We start from the raw sequence: 18,947 nt of genomic DNA, 5'->3' as shown, positions 1-18,947 counted from the left end.
TAACTCTAATCAATTATCAATCGTACTGATTCGCGCCGTGAAGGGCCCTCTACCGTGTCGACCTGTAACCGCCTTATTGCGCGCCTGTTAATGACCACGGTGCTGGCGGGCGCAGCGATAGGGTTCAGCGGGCCCGCTTTCGCCCAAGCCGACGCGACGGCCGGCGCGCCTGCTGAGGGCGAGGACAATGGCAAGGTCCTGTTCGAAGCAGATTCAGTCACCAGACAATTTGATGACGGGCCGATTGTCGCCGAAGGCGAAGTGCGCGCCTATTTCGGCGAGCGCTATCTGCGCGCCGACAAGCTTACCTATGACCCCGCGACCGATATTGTCATCGCGGAAGGCGACGTCTCGATCACCGACGCCAATATGGAAACCGCCTTTGCCGGGCGGGTCGAACTTTCCGGCGACCTGCGCGACGGCATCGCTGAAAATTTCAGCGCCCTGCTCGCAGACAATGCGCGCCTCGCCGCTGACAGCGCAATTCGCGAGCGCGGCGCCAAAACACGGCTGAGCCGCGCGGTCTACACGTCGTGCAATGTCTGCGACGATGAGGGCGAAGGCAAGACACCCACATGGCGCATCAAAGCGCTGCGCGTCACGCAGGATCATGAACGCAAGGTTGTCCGCTTTCATCACGCCTTTTTCGAGATGAAGGGCGTGCCGATTCTGTATGCGCCCTATTTGCAGGTCCCCGATCCCTCAGTCGAACGTCAGTCCGGTTTTCTGCCGCCGAATATCGGCGCGTCCAGCCGCCTCGGCTTTAATATCGAGCTGCCTTATTATCTGGCGATCTCAAATCATCAGGATGCAACGATCTTTCCCAAAATCATGGCGAAAGACGGGGTGCTGTGGCAAGGCGAATGGCGCCGGCGCGGCAATGACGGCTATCACGTCCTGTCAGGCGGCATCATCAAATACAACAACACTTCCAACAACGAACAGGGAGAAAATATTCCCGGCGCGCGCTGGCACATGTTCGGACGCGGTTATCGCGACTTTGGCGAAAACTGGCGCGCCAGCTATGATTTCGAGCGCGTTTCCGACAAAGACTATCTACGCCAATATGATGTGGAGCGCCGCGGCGACTTGCGTCAGGAGCTTGACCGCGGACAGACCAACCAGTTGCGTTCGAACGCGCGCGTCGCCTGGACCACGAACAATTCCCGCCTCTTCATAGATTCCTATTTGTTTCAGGGGCTGCGCGCCGACGATGACTATGAGACCATCCCCTATGTCGTGCCGCTGATCGACTTCAAGCACAATTTCCGGTCGAAGATCGCCGGCGGCAAGGCGTCGCTCGGCGCCAACATCGCATCGCTATACCGCTCTGAAGGCATCGACTCCCAGCGCTTCACCCTTTCGGGCGAATGGGAGCGCGACATCATCACCAAGGGCGGCCACCGCTTTAACGTCTTTGCAAAAGCGCGCGGCGATATTTTTTCGTATCAGGACCTCGATCTTGGCACGGAAGTTTGTTTCGACCCCAACAATAGCTGCGCGAACGACTTTCCAGGTTTCAGCACAGGCGAAACCGACAGAGTGCTCGCCCGGTTCGTTCCTTCCGCCGGCATCGAATGGTCATATCCGCTCACCCGCGATCTCGGCGGCACACAGCTTTTCATCGAACCAAGGGTTCAGGCCGTCGCCAGTTTGGCTGATCGAAACTCTTCCGACATTCTCAACGAGGATCTCGCAAAGCATCGAGTTCGATTATGCCGGGCTGTTCGATTTCAACAAGGCGACCGGCTACGACGCATTTGAAGACGGCCAGCGCGTCAATGCCGGCGTTTCCGTCGGCGCCGTGTTTTCCAACGGCATCTCAATTGAAGGATCCGTCGGGCAGCAATACCGCGTCCAGCAAACCAACGCCTTCGACTTTTCATCCGGCCTTGGCGATAAAAACTCTGACATCGTAGGGTCATTGAACGTCCGGCTGGGCCCGCGAGCCGGGATCGAAAACCGTTTCCGCATCGACAATAACTCCGGCGATGTCCAACGCGCAGAATCGATTGCGTTCTATAGCGACAAGCGGTTCCGCGCGAATTTGAGTTATGTCCGGCTGAATGAAGAAAATATCGCCAATAATTTGGTGCGCCGTGAGGAACTGACGGCGCGCGGCACGGTCAAGCTTGCCCGGCACTGGTCCGTCGGCGGCGCCTGGCGTCTGGACCTCGAAAGCAACCGCACGATCCGGCAGGATTTCACTGTCGGCTATAATGATGAATGCTCGACCTTTGGCCTGACTTATCGCCGCAATCGCACCCGCACCGACAATCTTCCGCCCGACAATGCCTTCCTGCTCACCTTTACCTTGAAATCATTGGTTGATTGAGCGCTTGCACGGCCCGTAATTCCGTCTATTTTCCCCATAGCGGGGCGTGGCGGCAAGGAACAGGACAAACTCGATAAATGCGATTTTCCTTAATCTGTACAGTAGCTTGCAGCATGCTGGCGTCCCTTTCACCGGCGGCAGCCCAGCAGCAAACCTCACCTGAAGGGCTAACCAGCGACCAGGTTGTGGAGCGTTCCGGCATTCCGCCGAGCGCCGTCGCCGCCGTGGTTAACGACGCAGTCGTCACCACATTCGACGTGCGCCAGCGCATGAAGCTGATGCTGATCTCTTCCGGCGGACAGATTCCGGCGGACGCGCTGCCTCAGGTGCAAGCGCAAGCGCTCCGCGATCTCATTGAGGAGCGGCTAAAGCTTCAGGAAACCGCAAAATACGATCTGATCGTCTCCGAAGGCGAACTCACCGAAGAACTGTCCATGATGGCGGCGCAATCGAACCTCGCCTTGCCGGACATGATCGGCACGCTGGAAAGCGCCGGTATTTCGATCAACTCTCTGAAAGAACAGGTTCGCAGCCAGATTGCATGGCCGCAGCTCGTTCAGGGCCGCTATCGCGACAGAGTGCGCGTCAGCGATGATGAAATCGACAACACCCTTGAGCGGATGCGCGAAGATGCAAGCAAGGAACAGTTTCTGGTTTCCGAAATCTGCATCCCGGTCGACAACCCCTCACAGGCGCAACAATATTATCAAGGCGCCATGCAACTGATCGAACAGATGCGCCGCGGCGTTCCGTTCACCGTCGTCGCACAACAATTCTCCGCCTGCACCACGGCGGCGGTCGGCGGCGACCTTGGCTGGGTGCGCGCCGGCGAGCTGGATGCAGAACTCGACAATGCGCTGCGCGACCTGCCGCCTGGCTCCGTCACCAATCCGATTCCGTCGGAAGGCGCCTTCATGATTCTCGCCCTGCGAGACAAACGCGCCGCCGCAGTGGCGGGCGAACCGACCTTTACGCTCGCTTACGCCTCCGCCGATGAATCACTCGGCAACGCCACAGCACATGCTGCGCTGGAAAAAATCGGCACGGCGGAAATCTGCCCCGGACGCGCCCTGCGCATCGATCTCGGCCCCGGCGTCGGTTACAGCCTGCTCGAAAACGTCACGCTCGATCAGATTGACGGTCGCTTCCGCCCGTTTATCGAAGACCTCAATCGCGGCGATCAGTCCATCGTGATCGAAGCCGACGGCGCCTATCATTCCGCCTATGTCTGCGACAAGGATGAAGGCCTCGGCCTGCCCTCGCGCGACGCCTTGGAAAGCCGCATTTTCTCGCGCCAGCTCGGCCGGATCAGCCAGCAATATCTGCGCGATGTCGAACGCGAATCCATGGTCGACATCCGAATGAAAAACCTCCTTCAGCCGAACGGATAAGTCAGCAATGTCGGCGTCCCTAGCCCCCGCCCCTCTGGCCTTGACCATGGGCGAGCCTGGCGGCGTCGGTCCGGAAATATCGCTCGCCGCCTGGCGCGCATTGAAGGATAGCGGGCCGGCGTTTTTTCTGCTGGCGGACCCTGCCCTGTTTGACGGCGACGCGATTGTGCTGATCTCCGATCCTGCGGAGGCGTCGGCGGTCTTTTCCACGGCCTTGCCGGTCATGGCGCTGAAAACTCAGGTGAGCGGCGGATTTGGCGCGGCATCGCCCGCCAATGCGCCCGCCGTGATTGAAAGCATCGAACGAGCCGTCGCGCTGACGCTTTCCGGCGGCGCCTCCGGCGTGGTGACCAATCCGATTCAAAAAGCATCGTTGATGGCCGCTGGTTTCCAATTTCCAGGGCACACGGAGTTTCTCGCGGCGCTGACCAAGGCCGCCCCCCTGCCTGAGGGCAGAACGCGCGGCCCGGTCATGATGCTCGCCGGCCCTGAGCTCAAGACCGTGCCGGTGACGATCCACCAATCGGTTGTGACGGCGGCGAACTTTCTGACCGCTGATTTGATCGAACAAACCGGGCGCGTCACCGCCGAAGCCTTGCGCCATGATTTTGGCATCGCGCAACCGCGCCTCGCCATTTCCGGCCTCAACCCGCATGCCGGCGAAGCGGGCGCCATCGGCAAGGAAGACGCCGCCATCATCGCGCCTGCCGTTGCGGCGTTAAAAGCCGCCGGCATAGACGCGCGCGGACCGCTTCCCGCCGACACGATGTTCCACGCGGAAGCGCGCGCGACTTATGACGCCGCCTTGTGCATGCTCCATGACCAGGCGCTCATCCCGGCGAAAACGCTGGCGTTCCATGAAGCCGTAAATGTCACGCTTGGCCTTCCTGTCGTGCGCACATCGCCTGACCATGGCACCGCGCTCGACATCGCCGGTAAGGGAAAAGCGCGCGCCGACAGCCTGGTCGCCGCAATCAGGCTCGCCGCCGCCATGGCCGCAAGGCGCGCCGCATGAACGAATTGCCGCCGCTGCGCGAGGTGATCGAGCAATATGATCTCGGCGCCAAGAAATCGCTGGGTCAGCATTTTCTTCTCGATCTCAACATGACGCGCAAAATCGCGCGCGCCGCCTTTGTCGACGCCGGCGACGTGGTTCTTGAAATCGGACCCGGTCCCGGCGGGCTAACGCGCGCGCTGCTGGAAACCGGCGCGCAGGTCATCGCCATTGAACGCGACCATCGCTGCATCGAAGCGCTTGGTGATGTCACCGCTGCATTTGACGGACGCCTTAAAATCATCGAGGCGGACGCGTTGCGTGCTGATGAGCGCGCGATTATCGGCGGTCAGGCGCCGGTGAAGATTGTTGCGAACCTGCCTTACAACATCTCCACCGAACTTTTGATCAAATGGCTGAAGGCGGGCCCCGCTCTCTGGTCCGTCATGGCGCTGATGTTTCAAAAGGAAGTGGCTGATCGCATCCTCGCCCCGCCCGGATCAAAAGCATTCGGCAGACTTTCCGTTATTGCACAGGCGACTTCCCTGCCCTCGCGCGCATTTAATCTGCCGGCGCGAGCGTTCACGCCGCCGCCAAAAGTTGAATCTACTGTTGTCTTATTCGAGCAGGCGGCGGCGCCTTTCGCCTTTCTGCCCGCGCTGGAAAAGGTCACGCAGGCCGCCTTTTCGCAGCGCCGGAAAATGCTGCGCTCCAGTCTCAAATCTTTGCTTGGCGAGCGCCTGTCTGCAGCGCTTGAAGAAGCCGGCGTCAAGGAAACACAGCGCGCCGAAGAGCTTAGCGTCGCGCAGTTCAAATTGCTGGCTGAAATTTTTTCCCGGGCCGCTTCCGCCTAGTCGGCTTTTGCGGCGCGGATCATTTGCGTCTGCGTAACAATCGCCGCGAGCTTTCCGTCGCCGCGAAAAATCTCTGTTTTCCAGACCTGCAAAGTACGGCCGAGATGCACAGGCGTGGTCACGGCTTTCGCGGTTTGCCCGACCGGGATGGCGCGCAGGAAATTGGTTTTGCTTTCAACCGTCGTGGTCATTGACCCTTCAGGCATATTCATGAATGCGCCGATGCCGCCCATATTGTCGGCGAAGGCCATCATCGCGCCGCCATGCAACGTCGCGGGTATCGTGCAGTGATCCGAGGTGACTTCAAGCTCGCCCTCGATCCGCTCCTTGGTGACTAGCGTCATATTCACGCCCATCATTTTGGCAAAGGGCGTGTTGTTCTGATTGAATGCGGCGGCGAGATTTTCTTCGGCCATCACCTTCGCCCCTGTCAATCCGAGTGAATGAGCACAGCGACAAGCAGCGCCGTTTCTTCCCCATGGTTGACCCAGGCGTGGTTGGTGGCGCGTTGAATGACGACATCGCCAGGCTTCAATCCCACCGCATCGCCGTCATCGACCAGCAAATCGACAGCGCCCTTCACAAGAATGATGACATCAAGCGAGTCGGTTTTGTGCATCGCCGGACTGCGAGTCGTATCCACCCGGCAATGCGCGGCGCCAATTGCGCCAAAGGCAAATGCAGCGCCCGCTTCCAATTCTTCCAGAGACTTGCTCTTGTCCTCCGGCGCAATCGTGAACCAGCGGACTTTCACGGAACCCGGATCAGGCTCCAGTTTCAAATCCGTCGTCGCAAGCTTGTCGGTCGCATCAAGAAGCCGGCCGCCGCTGACTTCTGCGGACCAAATCTCCGCAAGCCCGGCCTCTTCCATCGCAATTAATTTCGCCGCTTCCCCATCGATCAGGATGCGAGAACGGCCTTCGGAATTATTGTCCGTTATAACCCGGCGCAGCGATTGCCAATCCACGCGACCTACTCCGCGACCGGTCCAAAGTTTCCGACAATCTCGCGCGCATCATAATAGTCGCCATCTTCCGGCGGCTCGCCCGAGCCCATCAACACTTCCATGCGGACGGTGAAATAATCATATCCGCCAATCGTGCCGAGATCGCTGCTTACGCCCACGCCAACACCAGAGCGGCGGCCATAGGAACCGCCGCCGACACCCGCGCCAATTCCGACGCCGCCGCGCTGCTCGCCGGAGATGTCGCGCCCGATAATGCGGAACCAGTCATAGTCATTGGCCAGCGCAAGCTCGGCCGCGCGAAGGCGCGCATAGTCCTCAACTTGCTCGGGCGGCATGTCGCCAGAACCGCGATAGGTGATCCGGTACCGGTCAGTCTCAATTCGCGTTTCCTCATAGCCAAAGCCTTTGCTATCCGCCGGACCGTAGCTGGCGGGCCCAACCGTGGCGCAAGCGGCGACGGACAAAACGGCGAAAAGAGCAAGCGCGTGTTTCATGAAACGATCCTCCCGATTTTCGTAGAAGCTAGCATTGGACGGGCCGTCGCGCAAAACCGGATAGCGGGCGGATTGCCGGGCTCTGGCGGTCCTTAAAGACGGTCCGGCCCAACGCGCACGACGGCTTTGCCGAAATTCTCGCCTTTGAACAGGCCGATAAAGGCCTCTGGCGCCTTGTCGATGCCGTCATAGGCGGACTCTTGGAACTTGATCTTGCCTTGAGCGAGAAGCGGCGCGACTTCCATCGCAAACTCCATAACCTTGTCCATATATTCCGAAACGATGAAGCCCCGCGCCATAACACCCCGACCGATCAGGTTCATGAGGTTCGGCGGCCCCGGCTCCGGCTCTTGATTGTTGTATGCCGCGATCATGCCGCAAAGCGCGATGCGCCCGCCAAGCGCGATGCAGTTGAGCGCTGCTTCCAGATGCATGCCGCCAACATTTTCAAAATAGCAATCGACCCCCTTCGGCGCGGCGGCGGCAAGCGCCTTGGTCAACTCGGCGGCGTTTTTATATTCCTTGTAGTTCAACGCCACGTCGACGCCCGCTTCTTTTTCGAGCCAGTCGCATTTCTTTTTCGAACCCGCAGATGCAATCACACGGCAGCCTTTGACCTTTCCGAGCTGGCAGACAACGGAGCCAACCGCCCCGGCTGCGCCGGAAACAAAGATGGTCTCGCCTTCCTTCGGTTTAAGAATCTGCGTGACGCCCGCCCACGCGGTCATTCCCGGCATGCCCAGCACCCCGAGATAGGCCGACAACGGCGCCATGGACGGGTCGACTTTCTGCGTGCGCTCGCCTTTGGAAAGGTAATATTCCTTCCAGCCGCCGAGAAAATCGACGACATAATCGCCGGGCGCGAAACCGTCGATGTTTGATTCGACCACTTCCGACACAGCGCCGCCTTCCAGCGGCCGGTCGAGCGTAAAAGGAGGGATATAGCTTTTTACATCCGGACGCATCCGGCCGCGCATATAAGGGTCGACAGACATCCAAACGGTGCGGCAGAGCATTTCGCCCGGCCCCGGCGCTGCAACCTCGATATCTCTGGCGATAAAATCCGCATCCGCCGGCATGCCCGCCGGATATTGTTTCAGAAAAATCGCTTTTGATGCGCGCGCGCCCATAGCCGTCTCCTTGGTGCTTCGTCCCGGATCTGCTCGCCGGGCGTTTCCTCGCAACCTATGGCATTCCCCGGCGCTCGCAAGAGCGTGATGCAGCCCGCCCCATTTGGCCCAAAACCGCCCCCTCTCCGCCTCATTCTCGCCTTGCGGCAGGTTAATCTTTGCTCATGAAGCGGTAGGGGCCGCATGTGGTTGAGTAACAAGAGCGAATTTCACGCATACCCCCATGCGAAGGAGATAGGCCATGAAAAATCTGATTTTAGCATCCGGCTCGCTGATGCTCGCCGCTACGGGCTGCCAGTCGACGGGCGAAGGCGCCTTGACCGGCGCAATGCTTGGCGCGGCTGGCGGCGCGATTGCTGGTGAAGTGTTCGCCGGCAGCCCCGGCAAGGGCGCAGCCTATGGCGCGCTGGTCGGCGCGGCGCTTGGCGCCTATGAGGGCTGCTCTCGCGCCGGCACCTGTTGGGGACGCGCCCGCGACAATGGATACCGCCGTTATGACCGCTATTCCGGTCGGTACTATTACGAAGATCCCGAATATGGCGACACGTACTGGGAAGACGGCTCTTTCCGTGAATATGGCCGCAACCCGCCGCGCCGTGGCCGCTACTAACCAACCACGCAGTTTTGTTGCGTAAGCTGACGGCTCGCTTTCTCGAAAGCGGGCCGTTTGCCTGTCATGAGGGAATTTCGTCCCGGGGCCGTCGCTTGTCCTTGCCCATCTGACTGAGCGCGATCAGCGTCAGTGTCGGCACAAACCCGTCCGCCTGCCCTGTCGGGTCCGCCAATTCCCAAAAGGCGAAGAGGCCAGCCCATCCCCAAAGCGCCACAGCGGCGACCCCTAGCGCCGCGTCCACGACAATTTCAAATCCCGGAATACGGCCGATCGTAAAATCAACGAGGTCGAGAACAACTGCAAGAACGAGCTTCGCCATTTGCGCGCGCATCAGCCGGCCCCCCTTTTTGTCTGCATACGAATAAATGTCGCCGCTTCGCGGATCGCCTTCATCGCCTCCGGGAAGCGCCCGGGGAAAATCGGCCAGACATGGATCAATCCTTTTTCCAGAATTAATCTCGCCTGCACCCCGGCGGCATCAAGCTTTTCCTTCAGCCGGGTTGAGTCGTCGCGCAGGACTTCGCTTTCGCTCGCAAAAATCAGCATGGGCGGCAAGCCCGCCAAATCTCCATAGAGGGGCGAAGCCAAAGGCGCTTTTGGATCAGCATCGCCAAGATACCGTTTCGCCCCTTCAACGATATGAACCTTTTTGAACATCGCATCGGATTTCTCGTTGGAATCGAGCGAAGCGCCTGTTGTCGCCAGATCCGTCCAGGGCGAAAGCAATAATGCGCCCGCCGGCATTGGCAGTCCGCGCGCCTTGATCGACAAAAGCAGGGCCAGCGTCAGGCCGCCGCCCGCTGAATCTCCGCCGACCACCAGCTTTTCAGGATCGCGCCCCTGCGCCAGTAGCCATTCATAAGCCGCAACGGCGTCATCCACTGCTGCGGGAAAGCGATGCTCCGGCGCCATGCGATATTCGAGGGAAAAGACCTCCGCCTGCGCCGACTTCGCCAGCGCATAGGTGAATGCGCTATGGGATTTCGGCGATCCGAACACATACCCGCCGCCATGAAGATAGAGCAGAGTGCGGCCGGGTTCGGCGTCGCCGGCGCGGTGCCACTCGCCTTTCACCGGTGTTGCTATGACTTCTCGTGAAACGCCCTCGGGCGGGTGCTTCGGCGCGAGAGCATCGGTGTTTTCGCGCAGAACTTTTTCGTCGGCGAGATGGATCGGCTTTGACCGGAAGGTCGCCCTCATAACCCAGTTGAACAAAACCGCCTGAATGCTCGCCATGCCGCCTCCCTTTTTTCAGAAGGTAGACGGTTCGGTGTAGGGAGAAAAGCCTCAGCGGCGCCCCCGGCGGCGCTTTGGTCTAGTTGCGGTACCGCAACCCAAAACCGAATGTTCGCGTTTCACCGGGGAAGTACCGGTCTTCACCGAAGGCGTAATCCGCGCGCTCGGCATAAAGCGCATTGGTGACGTTCCGCACTGAAATGAACGCCGCCAGCGACTCCGTCAGCCCCGCCTCCGCCCGCAGATGCAACAAATTATGTCCGCCATAATCATGCTCATTGGCTGCATCCGTGAAATACGACCCCATCGACACCCATTCCGCTTCCGCGCGAAGACGATCAATTGGCCGCCAGCTAAGCCGCGTATTGGCGATGACCCGCGGCGCCGTATCCACATCGTCGCCAAAGGAGATGTCTTCATTGACGACGTCCGGCGTATCCAGCGGATTTCGGTCGAAGCGATAAGTGTGCCGCGCGTAAGTCGCGGCGCTGTGCAGCGTCAGCGTTTCATGCAACGCAATGCTTACATCCGCCTCAACGCCCACATGTCGCGTCTTGCCGTCTGCGACATTGAAGCCGTCAGCGTCGCGGAAGAAGAAATTATTCTTGTCCATGAAGAAGCCGGCGAGTTCGATATTGATCCGTTCGCCAAGCGCCGCGCGCAGACCAAGCTCCACCGCATCAATTGTTTCCGGTCGCGCCTGATCTCCGGTCTGATTAATTTGCAACCGGTATAAATCCGTTGTCTGCGGCGGACGCGCGCCGCGCGCATAACTTGCATAGACCGTCGCATCGTCACTGAGTTCATGGCGCAGTGAAAATTTCGGACTCGCCGTGACGAATTTGTCCGTCTGGTTCGGCAATCGCAAAAAGCGACCCTCTATCCCGCTGTCGGTCAGATTGTCATAGTCGTAAATCGTACCGTCGATGCGCACCGCCGCTGTCGCGGTCGTGCGCGGCCCAAGCGCATAGTCAGCCTGAACAAAACCCGACGCATTCACGGCCTTGACGTCATAGTCGTAATGCAAACCCTGGGTGTATGAGAATATCCGCGGGGCGGACTGAAATTCATACAGATAGCCGTCCGTATATTCCGCGTCGATGCCGGCGGTCAGCGACAGCGCGCCCGCATCGTGAAAGACCGCGCTCTGCACGCCGACGCTCCAATGTCCATTCTCCTCAAGGGCGTTGGACGGGAGGAAATGCTGCGGAAACGCCATCTCGTTCCAGCGGCCATACGGGGTAATCTGAATGCGTGTATGTTCGCCTGCATCAAACTCGATCGTTGATTGCAGCCGCGCCGCCTTGGCGTCGCGATATGCTTGCGGAAAATCATTGGTGCGGCGCAAGTCGCGATCCTTCAGCGTCGCGGCGCCGAAAATGAATCCTGCGGTTTCCTGCTCAAGATTGTCGAAAGAAAAAATCGTATCGACGCTGACGCCGCCATCATCATAAAGGTGACGCAGGGTGAATTTTTGTTGATCAAGCCCCGCATCAACGCGGTAGCCCTCTTCCGTCGTCATTGAGGCGGCGGCGTAGAACCCATGGGCGCCATTTGTATCCGAAACGCTGCCTTTAAATTTGAACCGCTCCTGCGTGTCGCCAAAGGCTTCCGCAAAAACCGACGGCTCTTTGGATGGCGACGGCGTCAACACATTGACGACGCCATGGATCGCATTCGCGCCATACAACGCGCCGGAAGGACCGCGGACAATTTCGATGCGTTCGGCGATTTCAAAATGCGCGTCGAACAATCCGTTGATATTCGCGAAGCCCGCAGAGCGGATCGGCACGCCGTTTTCGAGATAGAGAAACGACCCCGCGCCCGCCCCGCCTGACAGAACCGGCGAGCGGATCGCCGTCAAATGCTCCGCGCCTGAACCACGATGCAAGGACACCCCCGGCGCGCGCGCCAGCGCTTCAGCGATATGGTCGGCGTCTATAAGCTGGAGTTCATCCTGCGAGATCGCCGTGATGCTTTGTGGCACCTCGGACAAAGCCTGCGCGCGCCGCGCGGCGGTGACGACAATCGCGTCTTCTGCAAATACAGGCGTCAGACAAGACGCCGCCAACAAACCGATAGACAACGCGGAAAACCGTTTCAAAGCACACACTCTTCTAGCTGCGCGCCCAGCCTTACTATTTCCGCTCGTATTTCGCCACTCTTTGGGAAATCGATCCGAAAATCGAGTGATTGGCCTTGTCCTTCATCTTGATCTCAACTTGATCGCCAAATTTCATGAAGGGGGTTTTCGGCTTGCCCTCATAGATTGTCTCGATCATGCGGATTTCGGCGATGCAGGAATAGCCGTCGCCGCCCTCGGCGATGGGTTTGCCGGGGCCGCCATCGAGCTTGTTCGAGACCGTGCCCGAGCCGATCACCGTGCCGGCGCCCAATGGCCTGGATTTCGCGGCATGGGCAATCAATTGCGCGAAGTTGAAGGTCAAATCCTTGCCCGCATTGGCCTGCCCGAACGGTTCGCCATTATAGCGCACCAGCAATGGCAGATGCAGCGCGGCGCCGTCCCACGCATCGCCCAGCGCATCGGGCGTTACCGCGACCGGGCTGAACGCGGAAGATGGCTTCGACTGGAAAAACCCGAACCCTTTTGCGAGTTCCCCTGGTATCAAGCCGCGCAGGGAAACATCATTCACAAGCATGATAAGACGGATATGGTCCTTCGCCTCGTCCGCCGAGACGCCCATGGGCACGTCACCGGTGATGACAGCAATCTCCGCCTCCATGTCGATGCCCCAGCCTTCATCCTGCGGCATCAAAATGTCATCACGCGGCCCGAGAAAGGAGTCCGATCCGCCCTGATACATCAGCGGATCCTCGTAAAAACTCGCAGGCACTTCCGCGCCGCGCGCTTTACGGACAAGTTCAACGTGATTGATGTAAGCCGACCCATCAGCCCATTGATAGGCGCGCGGCAAGGGCGACGCACATTCGCGTTCATGAAACCTTTCGACGGGAACCGACCCTGTCTCAAGGCCTTGCGCCAGTTCACGCAATCCCGGCTCGTAACTCGCCCAGTCGTCCAGCGCCGCCTGCAGGGTGGGCGCAATGCGCGCAGCGTCGGTGTAGCGTGTCAAATCATTCGACACGATGACAAGCCGCCCGTCGCGGCCGCCTTTTAAGGATGCAAGTTTCATGCTTCTTCCTCTTCATCGGATGCCGCGCCAAGCGCCGCGCCGCACCATGGGCAATAGCGGATCAAGACAACGCTCGTTCCACCATCATGAACAATCAGCGCATATTGATTGAAGCCTTCATTATAGGCGATGAGGCTGTCCGGGCACTCAAACGGATCATTATGTTCCGAACAGTTCATCTCCAGCGCCGCCTGCATGGATTCACAGCAAAGCGAGTCCGGATCCGGGTGTTGTGTTCGCGTCATTTCAGTCCTGTGTCCGCCAGCTATTCACATAATCCGGGTTTTCAACCGCGCCTGCGCTTTCGCCAATGTCCAGCGGATCGCGGGTGTCTATCATCACCGCATATTCATCGGTCGCCGTTTTTTTCTGCGTCAGCATATTCTTGAGCGCCTTTGGATGCGGCCCATGGGTGAAGCCCGAGGGATGAAACGTCATCATCCCCGCATCGATATTATCACGGCTGAAGAAATCTCCCGCATGATAAAACAGCACTTCATCATAGTCGTCATTATTGTGGAAGAACGGGACTTTGAGCGCGCCGGGATCGGTCTCGAACGGGCGCGGCGCAAATGTGCAGACCACAAACCTGTCCGACAGGAACGTCGTGTGCGCTGAAGGCGGCACATGATAACGATGCGACATGATCGGGCGGATGTCTCGCACATTGAGCCGCACTGGCGACAGTTCGCCATGCCAGCCAACAACGTCCAGCGGGTTATAGGGATAAGTCGCAACGGAGACTTCGCCGCGTTTTTTGATTTCCACCCGCGTTTCGCCATCATCGCCCTGATGGGCCTTGAACGCGTCATTGATCTTCGGCGTCTCCAGCATCGCCGGATCGAAAATCGCATGAGGTCCGAGCAGTCCCTTGTCCGGCAGGGTATAATGGTTGTTTGTCGCTTCGATCATCAGGATCGATGCAGGCGACGACGGCGCCAGCCGCCACATGGTTCCGCGCGGCAGCATGAGATAGTCGCCGGGCTCGAAAGCGAGTTGCCCGTAATCGCAGAACAGATCGCCCTGCCCTTCATGCACGAACAGCAGCTGATCGCCGTCGCCATTGCGCGCCAGCGCCGGCATCGCCTGATCCAGTTTCCAGAATCGCAATTCCGTCGCGCTGTTGTGCAAAATGCGCGGCGCGCTCCAGGGCGACGCACTGGCGCCTTTCATCGCTGCAAGGTCAAAAGCGCGCGGGCGCAACGGGCCTTCGAAATTCACCCATCCTGTTGGCGGGCGCTTGTGATGCATAAAGGCGGCGGGGCCGAAAAACCCTTCTTTGGAAATCTCCCGCTCATAGGTTCCCGCCGGCATGTCCGCATGGGCTTGCCTTGAGCTCTCGCCCTCGACCCGGCTTGGGGTGATCCATTTTCTCGCCATAGCGTCTCCTTCAGGCGATCTCGCGTCGCCAAAATTAGTAACATTTGTTACCATTTATCCGATGCCGCCGCAATAGGCCCGTGAAGCTGCGGGGAAAAGCCGCCCTTTCCCTCATGCCGAGCCTTTGGTAACGCCTGTGCGAGCGCGGCTTGTCCGCTGAATTGGCGGGCCTATCTTTTAGGGCCTGATTGCATTTGAGGATCCCCGTGAAAAAGACCCGTTTGTTGATTCTGGGCTCCGGCCCTGCCGGACTCACCGCCGCGATCTATGCCGCCCGCGCAGGGCTGAAACCCCTCCTGGTGCATGGCATGCAGCCTGGCGGCCAGATGACCATCACCACTGATGTGGAGAACTATCCCGGTTTTGCAGACGTCATTCAGGGTCCATGGCTGATGGAGCAGATGCAAAAACAGGCCGAACATGTGGGGACGGAATTCGCGCAGGACCTCATCACCGATGTCGACATTTCCAAGCGCCCCTTCACCCTGAAGGGCGATGGCGGCGAAACCTATGTCGCCGAAACATTGATCATCGCCACGGGCGCGCAAGCGAAATGGCTCGGCTTGCCGTCCGAACAAAAATTCCAGGGCTTCGGCGTTTCCGCCTGCGCCACCTGCGACGGATTTTTCTATCGCGGCAAGGATGTGATCGTCGTTGGCGGCGGCAATACCGCTGTTGAAGAAGCGCTGTATCTCTCCGGCCTCGCCAAAAAAGTGACGCTTGTGCATCGGCGCAATGAGTTGCGCGCGGAGAAAATCCTGCAGACGCGTTTGTTCAACAAGGAAAATGTTGAGATTGTCTGGGATCACGCGCTTGATGAAATTCTCGGCGATGAAAACCCGCTGGGCGTCACTGGCGCGCGTCTGAAACATGCGCAGACGGGCGAGACGAAAGAAATCAGCGCAGATGGCGTCTTCATTGCGATCGGACACAAGCCGTCGACCGAACTGTTCGAGGGCAAGCTGGCGATGAAGGATCATGGTTATTTGATCACCAAACCGGACTCGACCGCGACCGAAATTCCCGGCGTCTACGCTGCGGGCGATGTTACTGACGACATCTATCGCCAGGCGGTGACCGCCGCCGGCATGGGCTGCATGGCGGCGCTTGAAGTCGAAAAATTCCTCGCAGCGGAAGACGCCGGTCTCGCCGCAGCGGAATAATCCGGCCAAGCTCTTTTACAGGCCGTGATTGACCATCCACTGGACGCCGAATTTGTCCGTGCACATGCCGAAATAGGAGCCCCAAAAGGTCTCCTGCATCGGCATGGTTTCCACTCCGCCTGATTTTAACTTGGCGTAGACCGCATCCGCCTCAGCGCGTGAAGGCGGCGAATAGTTTATTGAGAAGTTTGTACCGCGCACAAAAGATTCCGCATGGCCTTGCGCAGTGTCCGACCCTTGCAGCACGCCGCCATCGACAGGCAGCGACACATGCATGATGCGGTTCAACTCGTCTTTGGCGACACCCGCCATGTCAGGCGGTCCGTCGGCAAATCGTTGCTTGATGATGTAGTCGCCGCCAAAGACGGATTTATAAAAATCAAACGCCTCTTCGCAATTTCCGTCGAAGGTCAGATAGATATTCAAGCTCATGGTTCTCTCCCCGGTCGGGCGTCAGGCAAGCCCCAGCTTCGCGCGCGTTTCAGCCGCGTTTGTCACCTCGCGGCCAGCATTGCGCGCGCAGGCGGCCAATGCTTCGATCATCGGGCCATTTGATGACGCCTTTTCGCCGCTGGGCAAGTAGAAGCAATCTTCAAGCCCGGTGCGCAAATTGCCGCCCAGCTCTGCCGCGCGCTGATGCACGGCCCACACATCTTCGCGGCCGATCACCGTCGCCTGCCATGGCATGCCTTGCTTTTTGTATTTGATCAGGAAAGGCAACAGATCCGGATCCGCCGGCATGCCGCTCGCAACGCCCATAACGAAATTATAGTCAGCATGGTCGGTCATGCGATTTTCCATGTAAAGACCGACCGAACGCACGATGCCGATATCGAAACATTCAAATTCAGGAATGATCCCCACCTCGTTCATCACATCAATGAAGTCTTTCACTTTTGATGCGGGATTGTCGAACACCATGGGCGGCCAGGCCCAGGAACCATCCCGGCGCGTCTTCAGATAATTAAGCGTGCCGGCATTGCAGGCCGCCATTTCCGGTTTGCAGGCGCGCAGATAGTCCAGAACATATCCGTATTCCGAACCGACAACGCCAGTCGTCATATTGATGATGACGCCGGGGCAGGATGCGCGGATCGCATCGTTGATTTCATTGCAGATCGCCGGGTCCCAAGTCGGTAGATGGCCTTGCCCGGCTTCCTGACGACGGTAATGCACATGCATGATCGTCGCGCCGGCGTCATACGCTCTTTTGGCTTCCTGTCCCATCTGCTCCGGCGTCACGGGAACGGGATGCTGCTCGGGATTGGTGAGCACGCCGGTCAGCGCGCAAGTGATGATCGCCTTGTCCGCCATTTACGCCTCGCTTTCGAACGCCACCAGCTTTGCGCGAATGGCGATTTGATCGCCTTCCTTCGCCAACACCTCGGCGATAATTCCATCGCGCGGCGCTTTCAACTGATGCTCCATTTTCATCCCTTCGATGGTCGCAACGACAGCGCCCTTTGAAACACGGTCGCCGGACGCAACGCGAACGCCGGTGACAAGCCCCGCCATTGGCGCCTTCACCACATCGGCGCCGCCCGCGGCGTCACTTGCAGGCGCTAAAGTGAGGTCCGTATAGCGTTCCCATACGCCGCCCGCATCGAGTTCTATGGCGTCTCCGTCGCGCCAATAGCGCGCAACGCCAATTCGGCTTTCGTGACGGTAGCGGATCGTATCTTGTGTCTTCGTCAGGACTTCAATCACCGCGCCTTCGCCGCCTTGCGCAGCTTTGACCTTCGTCCCGTCAAGAAAGACCTCCGCTTTGCGTATTTCGCCGCCGCTGGCGACGAGATGAAGCGGAAAGCCCGCCTCGCCCCTTGAATGCCAGCCGGTGAGCATGTCGCCAAAGGGCGGGTCAGTGAACGCCGCGCCAGCCAGGGCCAGCGCCGCTGCGCCGCCCGGGGCCTCGCGCTTTGCCAGCCGCTCCAAATTGCGCTCAATATAACCGGTGTCGGCTTGGCCCTTCGCAAAGGTCTCATCTTCGAGCAGCGATATAAGGAAGTCCCGGTTATGAGCGAATCCGAGCAACACCGTTTGCCGTAGCGCCATGGCGAGCTTCAATCGCGCTTCGTCCCGCGTTGCGCCATATGCGATCACTTTTGCGATCATCGGGTCATAAAAGGCGGTAACGACATCGCCCTCTTCCACACCTGTATCGGTGCGCACATCCTCAATTTCCGGCAATGCAAGCAACCCGACCCGACCTGCATGCGGCATGAATCCATGGCTAGGGTCTTCGGCGTATAGTCGCGCCTCCATCGCCCAGCCTTCAACTTCAACATCATCCTGCTCAAGCCAGAGGCGTTTTCCCTGCGCAACGTCAAGCTGAAGATCGACAAGATCCAGCCCCGTCACCATTTCCGTAACCGGATGCTCGACCTGAAGCCGCGTGTTCATTTCCAGGAAATAGAATTCATCACGCGCCGGATCGAAAAGAAATTCCACCGTGCCGGCGCCGACATAGCCAACGGCTTGCGCTGCTTTCACGGCCGCCGCCCCCATCTCCGCGCGTTTGTCAGCATCTATAACCGGTGATGGCGCCTCTTCGATGACTTTCTGATTGCGCCGTTGCAGGGAACAATCGCGCTCACCCAAATGAATGCAATGTCCCTGCCCATCAGCAAAAACCTGAATTTCGACATGACGCGCAGCGCTCACCGCACGCTCTATGATGAGCCGGTCGTCGCCGAAAGCGCTTTTCGCCTCCTTGCGCGCGCCGGTAATCGCATCCTGCAAGTCAGCTTTGTCCTGCACAATGCGCATGCCGCGACCGCCGCCGCCAGCCGAAGCTTTCACCATCACCGGAAAGCCGATCTTGTCGGCTTCTTTGATTAGCGTTGCATCGGACTGGTCGGCGCCCTGATAGCCCGGCACGCAAGGCACGCCCGCCTCAATCATTCGGCGTTTCGATTCCGCCTTGTCACCCATGGCGGCGATAGCCGCCGCCGGCGGGCCGACGAATATCAATCCGGCGTCTACGCAAGCTTGCGCAAATTCGGCGCGCTCAGACAGGAAACCATAACCGGGATGCACAGCATCGGCGCCGGTCGCCCTTGCGGCTTCGATAAGGGCGACGACATTCAGATAGCTTTGCGACGGCTCCGATCCGCCGATATGCACGGCCTCATCGGCCATGCGCGCGTGCAACGCATCCGCATCCGCGTCGGAAAACACAGCGACGGTTTTATCCCGCGCGCGCGCGCAGTCCGCATGATGCGGCAGGCGATTTCGC

Annotated in this window: 20 protein-coding genes; 7 read left to right on the top strand and 13 right to left on the bottom strand. The window is 59.1% G+C overall.

Annotated elements, in window-relative coordinates:
- The first annotated feature begins 54 nt into the window (after positions 1–54).
- From AC0L8G_RS08680 to rsmA, 5 genes are all read left to right on the top strand, one after another.
- Positions 55–1,764: an LPS-assembly protein LptD gene (locus tag AC0L8G_RS08680; protein ID WP_473388400.1), complete on the top strand. Its 1,710-nt coding sequence runs from the start codon at positions 55–57 to the stop codon at positions 1,762–1,764.
- Between the two features lie 40 nt (positions 1,765–1,804).
- Positions 1,805–2,335: an LPS assembly protein LptD gene (gene lptD, locus AC0L8G_RS08675; RefSeq protein ID WP_473388399.1), complete on the top strand. Its 531-nt coding sequence runs from the start codon at positions 1,805–1,807 to the stop codon at positions 2,333–2,335.
- Between the two features lie 113 nt (positions 2,336–2,448).
- Positions 2,449–3,726 (top strand): peptidylprolyl isomerase, encoded by a 1,278-nt coding sequence (locus AC0L8G_RS08670; protein ID WP_473388397.1) that lies wholly within the window; start codon positions 2,449–2,451, stop codon positions 3,724–3,726.
- Between the two features lie 7 nt (positions 3,727–3,733).
- Entirely contained in the window at positions 3,734–4,741 is a 1,008-nt protein-coding gene (gene pdxA, locus AC0L8G_RS08665; protein WP_473388396.1) for a 4-hydroxythreonine-4-phosphate dehydrogenase PdxA, read from the top strand.
- A complete protein-coding gene (gene rsmA, locus AC0L8G_RS08660) occupies positions 4,738–5,574 on the top strand; it encodes a 16S rRNA (adenine(1518)-N(6)/adenine(1519)-N(6))-dimethyltransferase RsmA (RefSeq protein WP_473388395.1) in 837 nt (278 codons plus the stop codon). The genes pdxA and rsmA overlap by 4 nt, the downstream gene beginning before the upstream one ends.
- On the opposite strand, the gene AC0L8G_RS08655 is transcribed toward rsmA, so the two are convergent.
- From AC0L8G_RS08655 to AC0L8G_RS08640, 4 genes are all read right to left on the bottom strand, one after another.
- Positions 5,571–5,990: a PaaI family thioesterase gene (locus AC0L8G_RS08655; RefSeq protein ID WP_473388393.1), complete on the bottom strand. Its 420-nt coding sequence runs from the start codon at positions 5,988–5,990 to the stop codon at positions 5,571–5,573. The genes rsmA and AC0L8G_RS08655 overlap by 4 nt on opposite strands.
- 14 nt (positions 5,991–6,004) lie before the next feature.
- Positions 6,005–6,541 carry a cupin domain-containing protein gene (locus tag AC0L8G_RS08650; protein ID WP_473388392.1) on the bottom strand — a complete coding sequence of 179 codons (537 nt, stop codon included), beginning with the start codon at positions 6,539–6,541 and terminating at the stop codon, positions 6,005–6,007.
- Between the two features lie 5 nt (positions 6,542–6,546).
- A complete protein-coding gene (locus AC0L8G_RS08645; protein WP_473388391.1) occupies positions 6,547–7,035 on the bottom strand; it encodes a CC0125/CC1285 family lipoprotein in 489 nt (162 codons plus the stop codon).
- Between the two features lie 92 nt (positions 7,036–7,127).
- Positions 7,128–8,165 carry an NADP-dependent oxidoreductase gene (locus AC0L8G_RS08640; protein WP_473388390.1) on the bottom strand — a complete coding sequence of 346 codons (1,038 nt, stop codon included), beginning with the start codon at positions 8,163–8,165 and terminating at the stop codon, positions 7,128–7,130.
- Between the two features lie 241 nt (positions 8,166–8,406).
- Here AC0L8G_RS08640 and AC0L8G_RS08635 point away from each other — a divergent pair, with 241 nt between their 5' ends.
- Entirely contained in the window at positions 8,407–8,775 is a 369-nt protein-coding gene (locus AC0L8G_RS08635) for a YMGG-like glycine zipper-containing protein (RefSeq protein WP_473388388.1), read from the top strand.
- Positions 8,776–8,839: 64 nt separating this feature from the next.
- Here the strand turns inward: AC0L8G_RS08635 and AC0L8G_RS08630 are convergent, their stop codons facing one another.
- From AC0L8G_RS08630 to AC0L8G_RS08605, 6 genes are all read right to left on the bottom strand, one after another.
- Positions 8,840–9,097 carry a hypothetical protein gene (locus tag AC0L8G_RS08630; protein ID WP_473388386.1) on the bottom strand — a complete coding sequence of 86 codons (258 nt, stop codon included), beginning with the start codon at positions 9,095–9,097 and terminating at the stop codon, positions 8,840–8,842.
- A gap of 11 nt (positions 9,098–9,108) precedes the next feature.
- Positions 9,109–10,014 carry an alpha/beta hydrolase gene (locus AC0L8G_RS08625; protein WP_473388384.1) on the bottom strand — a complete coding sequence of 302 codons (906 nt, stop codon included), beginning with the start codon at positions 10,012–10,014 and terminating at the stop codon, positions 9,109–9,111.
- Between the two features lie 79 nt (positions 10,015–10,093).
- Positions 10,094–12,118, bottom strand: a complete 2,025-nt coding sequence (locus tag AC0L8G_RS08620) for a TonB-dependent receptor (protein WP_473388383.1) — start codon at positions 12,116–12,118, stop codon at positions 10,094–10,096.
- Positions 12,119–12,152: 34 nt separating this feature from the next.
- A complete protein-coding gene (locus tag AC0L8G_RS08615) occupies positions 12,153–13,169 on the bottom strand; it encodes a fumarylacetoacetate hydrolase family protein (RefSeq protein ID WP_473388381.1) in 1,017 nt (338 codons plus the stop codon).
- On the bottom strand, positions 13,166–13,414 hold the full coding sequence (locus tag AC0L8G_RS08610) for a DUF6980 family protein (protein ID WP_473388380.1): 249 nt from the start codon (positions 13,412–13,414) through the stop codon (positions 13,166–13,168). Before AC0L8G_RS08610 ends, AC0L8G_RS08615 begins: the two co-directional genes overlap by 4 nt.
- A 1-nt stretch (position 13,415) precedes the next feature.
- Complete coding sequence (locus AC0L8G_RS08605) at positions 13,416–14,549, bottom strand: homogentisate 1,2-dioxygenase (protein WP_473388379.1); 1,134 nt, start codon at positions 14,547–14,549, stop codon at positions 13,416–13,418.
- Positions 14,550–14,755: 206 nt separating this feature from the next.
- Here AC0L8G_RS08605 and trxB point away from each other — a divergent pair, with 206 nt between their 5' ends.
- On the top strand, positions 14,756–15,712 hold the full coding sequence (gene trxB, locus AC0L8G_RS08600) for a thioredoxin-disulfide reductase (RefSeq protein WP_473388378.1): 957 nt from the start codon (positions 14,756–14,758) through the stop codon (positions 15,710–15,712).
- A 15-nt stretch (positions 15,713–15,727) separates the two neighbouring features.
- Here trxB and AC0L8G_RS08595 read toward each other — a convergent pair whose 3' ends face one another.
- The 3 genes from AC0L8G_RS08595 to AC0L8G_RS08585 are packed head-to-tail and all read right to left on the bottom strand — an operon-like array spanning position 15,728 to position 18,937.
- Positions 15,728–16,144: a VOC family protein gene (locus AC0L8G_RS08595; RefSeq protein WP_473388376.1), complete on the bottom strand. Its 417-nt coding sequence runs from the start codon at positions 16,142–16,144 to the stop codon at positions 15,728–15,730.
- Positions 16,145–16,165: 21 nt separating this feature from the next.
- A complete protein-coding gene (locus AC0L8G_RS08590; RefSeq protein ID WP_473388375.1) occupies positions 16,166–17,026 on the bottom strand; it encodes a beta-keto acid cleavage family enzyme in 861 nt (286 codons plus the stop codon).
- Complete coding sequence (locus AC0L8G_RS08585; protein ID WP_473388839.1) at positions 17,027–18,937, bottom strand: acetyl/propionyl/methylcrotonyl-CoA carboxylase subunit alpha; 1,911 nt, start codon at positions 18,935–18,937, stop codon at positions 17,027–17,029.
- Positions 18,938–18,947 lie beyond the last annotated feature (10 nt).

Source organism: Hyphococcus sp. D3-15 (assembly GCF_055809375.1).
Note: the sequence above shows the minus strand (reverse complement) of the source record. Positions and strands in the feature narration are given on the sequence as shown.

Bases quoted from the DNA above. Each gene is read 5' to 3' on its own strand.
- AC0L8G_RS08670 (WP_473388397.1), top strand. From the start codon at position 2,449: ATGCTGGCGTCCCTTTCACCGGCGGCAGCCCAGCAGCAAACCTCACCT.
- pdxA (WP_473388396.1), top strand. From the start codon at position 3,734: ATGTCGGCGTCCCTAGCCCCCGCCCCTCTGGCCTTGACCATGGGCGAG.
- rsmA (WP_473388395.1), top strand. From the start codon at position 4,738: ATGAACGAATTGCCGCCGCTGCGCGAGGTGATCGAGCAATATGATCTC.
- AC0L8G_RS08655 (WP_473388393.1), bottom strand. From the start codon at position 5,990: ATGGCCGAAGAAAATCTCGCCGCCGCATTCAATCAGAACAACACGCCC.
- AC0L8G_RS08645 (WP_473388391.1), bottom strand. From the start codon at position 7,035: ATGAAACACGCGCTTGCTCTTTTCGCCGTTTTGTCCGTCGCCGCTTGC.
- AC0L8G_RS08640 (WP_473388390.1), bottom strand. From the start codon at position 8,165: ATGGGCGCGCGCGCATCAAAAGCGATTTTTCTGAAACAATATCCGGCG.
- AC0L8G_RS08635 (WP_473388388.1), top strand. From the start codon at position 8,407: ATGAAAAATCTGATTTTAGCATCCGGCTCGCTGATGCTCGCCGCTACG.
- AC0L8G_RS08630 (WP_473388386.1), bottom strand. From the start codon at position 9,097: ATGGCGAAGCTCGTTCTTGCAGTTGTTCTCGACCTCGTTGATTTTACG.
- AC0L8G_RS08625 (WP_473388384.1), bottom strand. From the start codon at position 10,014: ATGGCGAGCATTCAGGCGGTTTTGTTCAACTGGGTTATGAGGGCGACC.
- AC0L8G_RS08615 (WP_473388381.1), bottom strand. From the start codon at position 13,169: ATGAAACTTGCATCCTTAAAAGGCGGCCGCGACGGGCGGCTTGTCATC.
- AC0L8G_RS08610 (WP_473388380.1), bottom strand. From the start codon at position 13,414: ATGACGCGAACACAACACCCGGATCCGGACTCGCTTTGCTGTGAATCC.
- AC0L8G_RS08605 (WP_473388379.1), bottom strand. From the start codon at position 14,549: ATGGCGAGAAAATGGATCACCCCAAGCCGGGTCGAGGGCGAGAGCTCA.
- AC0L8G_RS08595 (WP_473388376.1), bottom strand. From the start codon at position 16,144: ATGAGCTTGAATATCTATCTGACCTTCGACGGAAATTGCGAAGAGGCG.
- AC0L8G_RS08590 (WP_473388375.1), bottom strand. From the start codon at position 17,026: ATGGCGGACAAGGCGATCATCACTTGCGCGCTGACCGGCGTGCTCACC.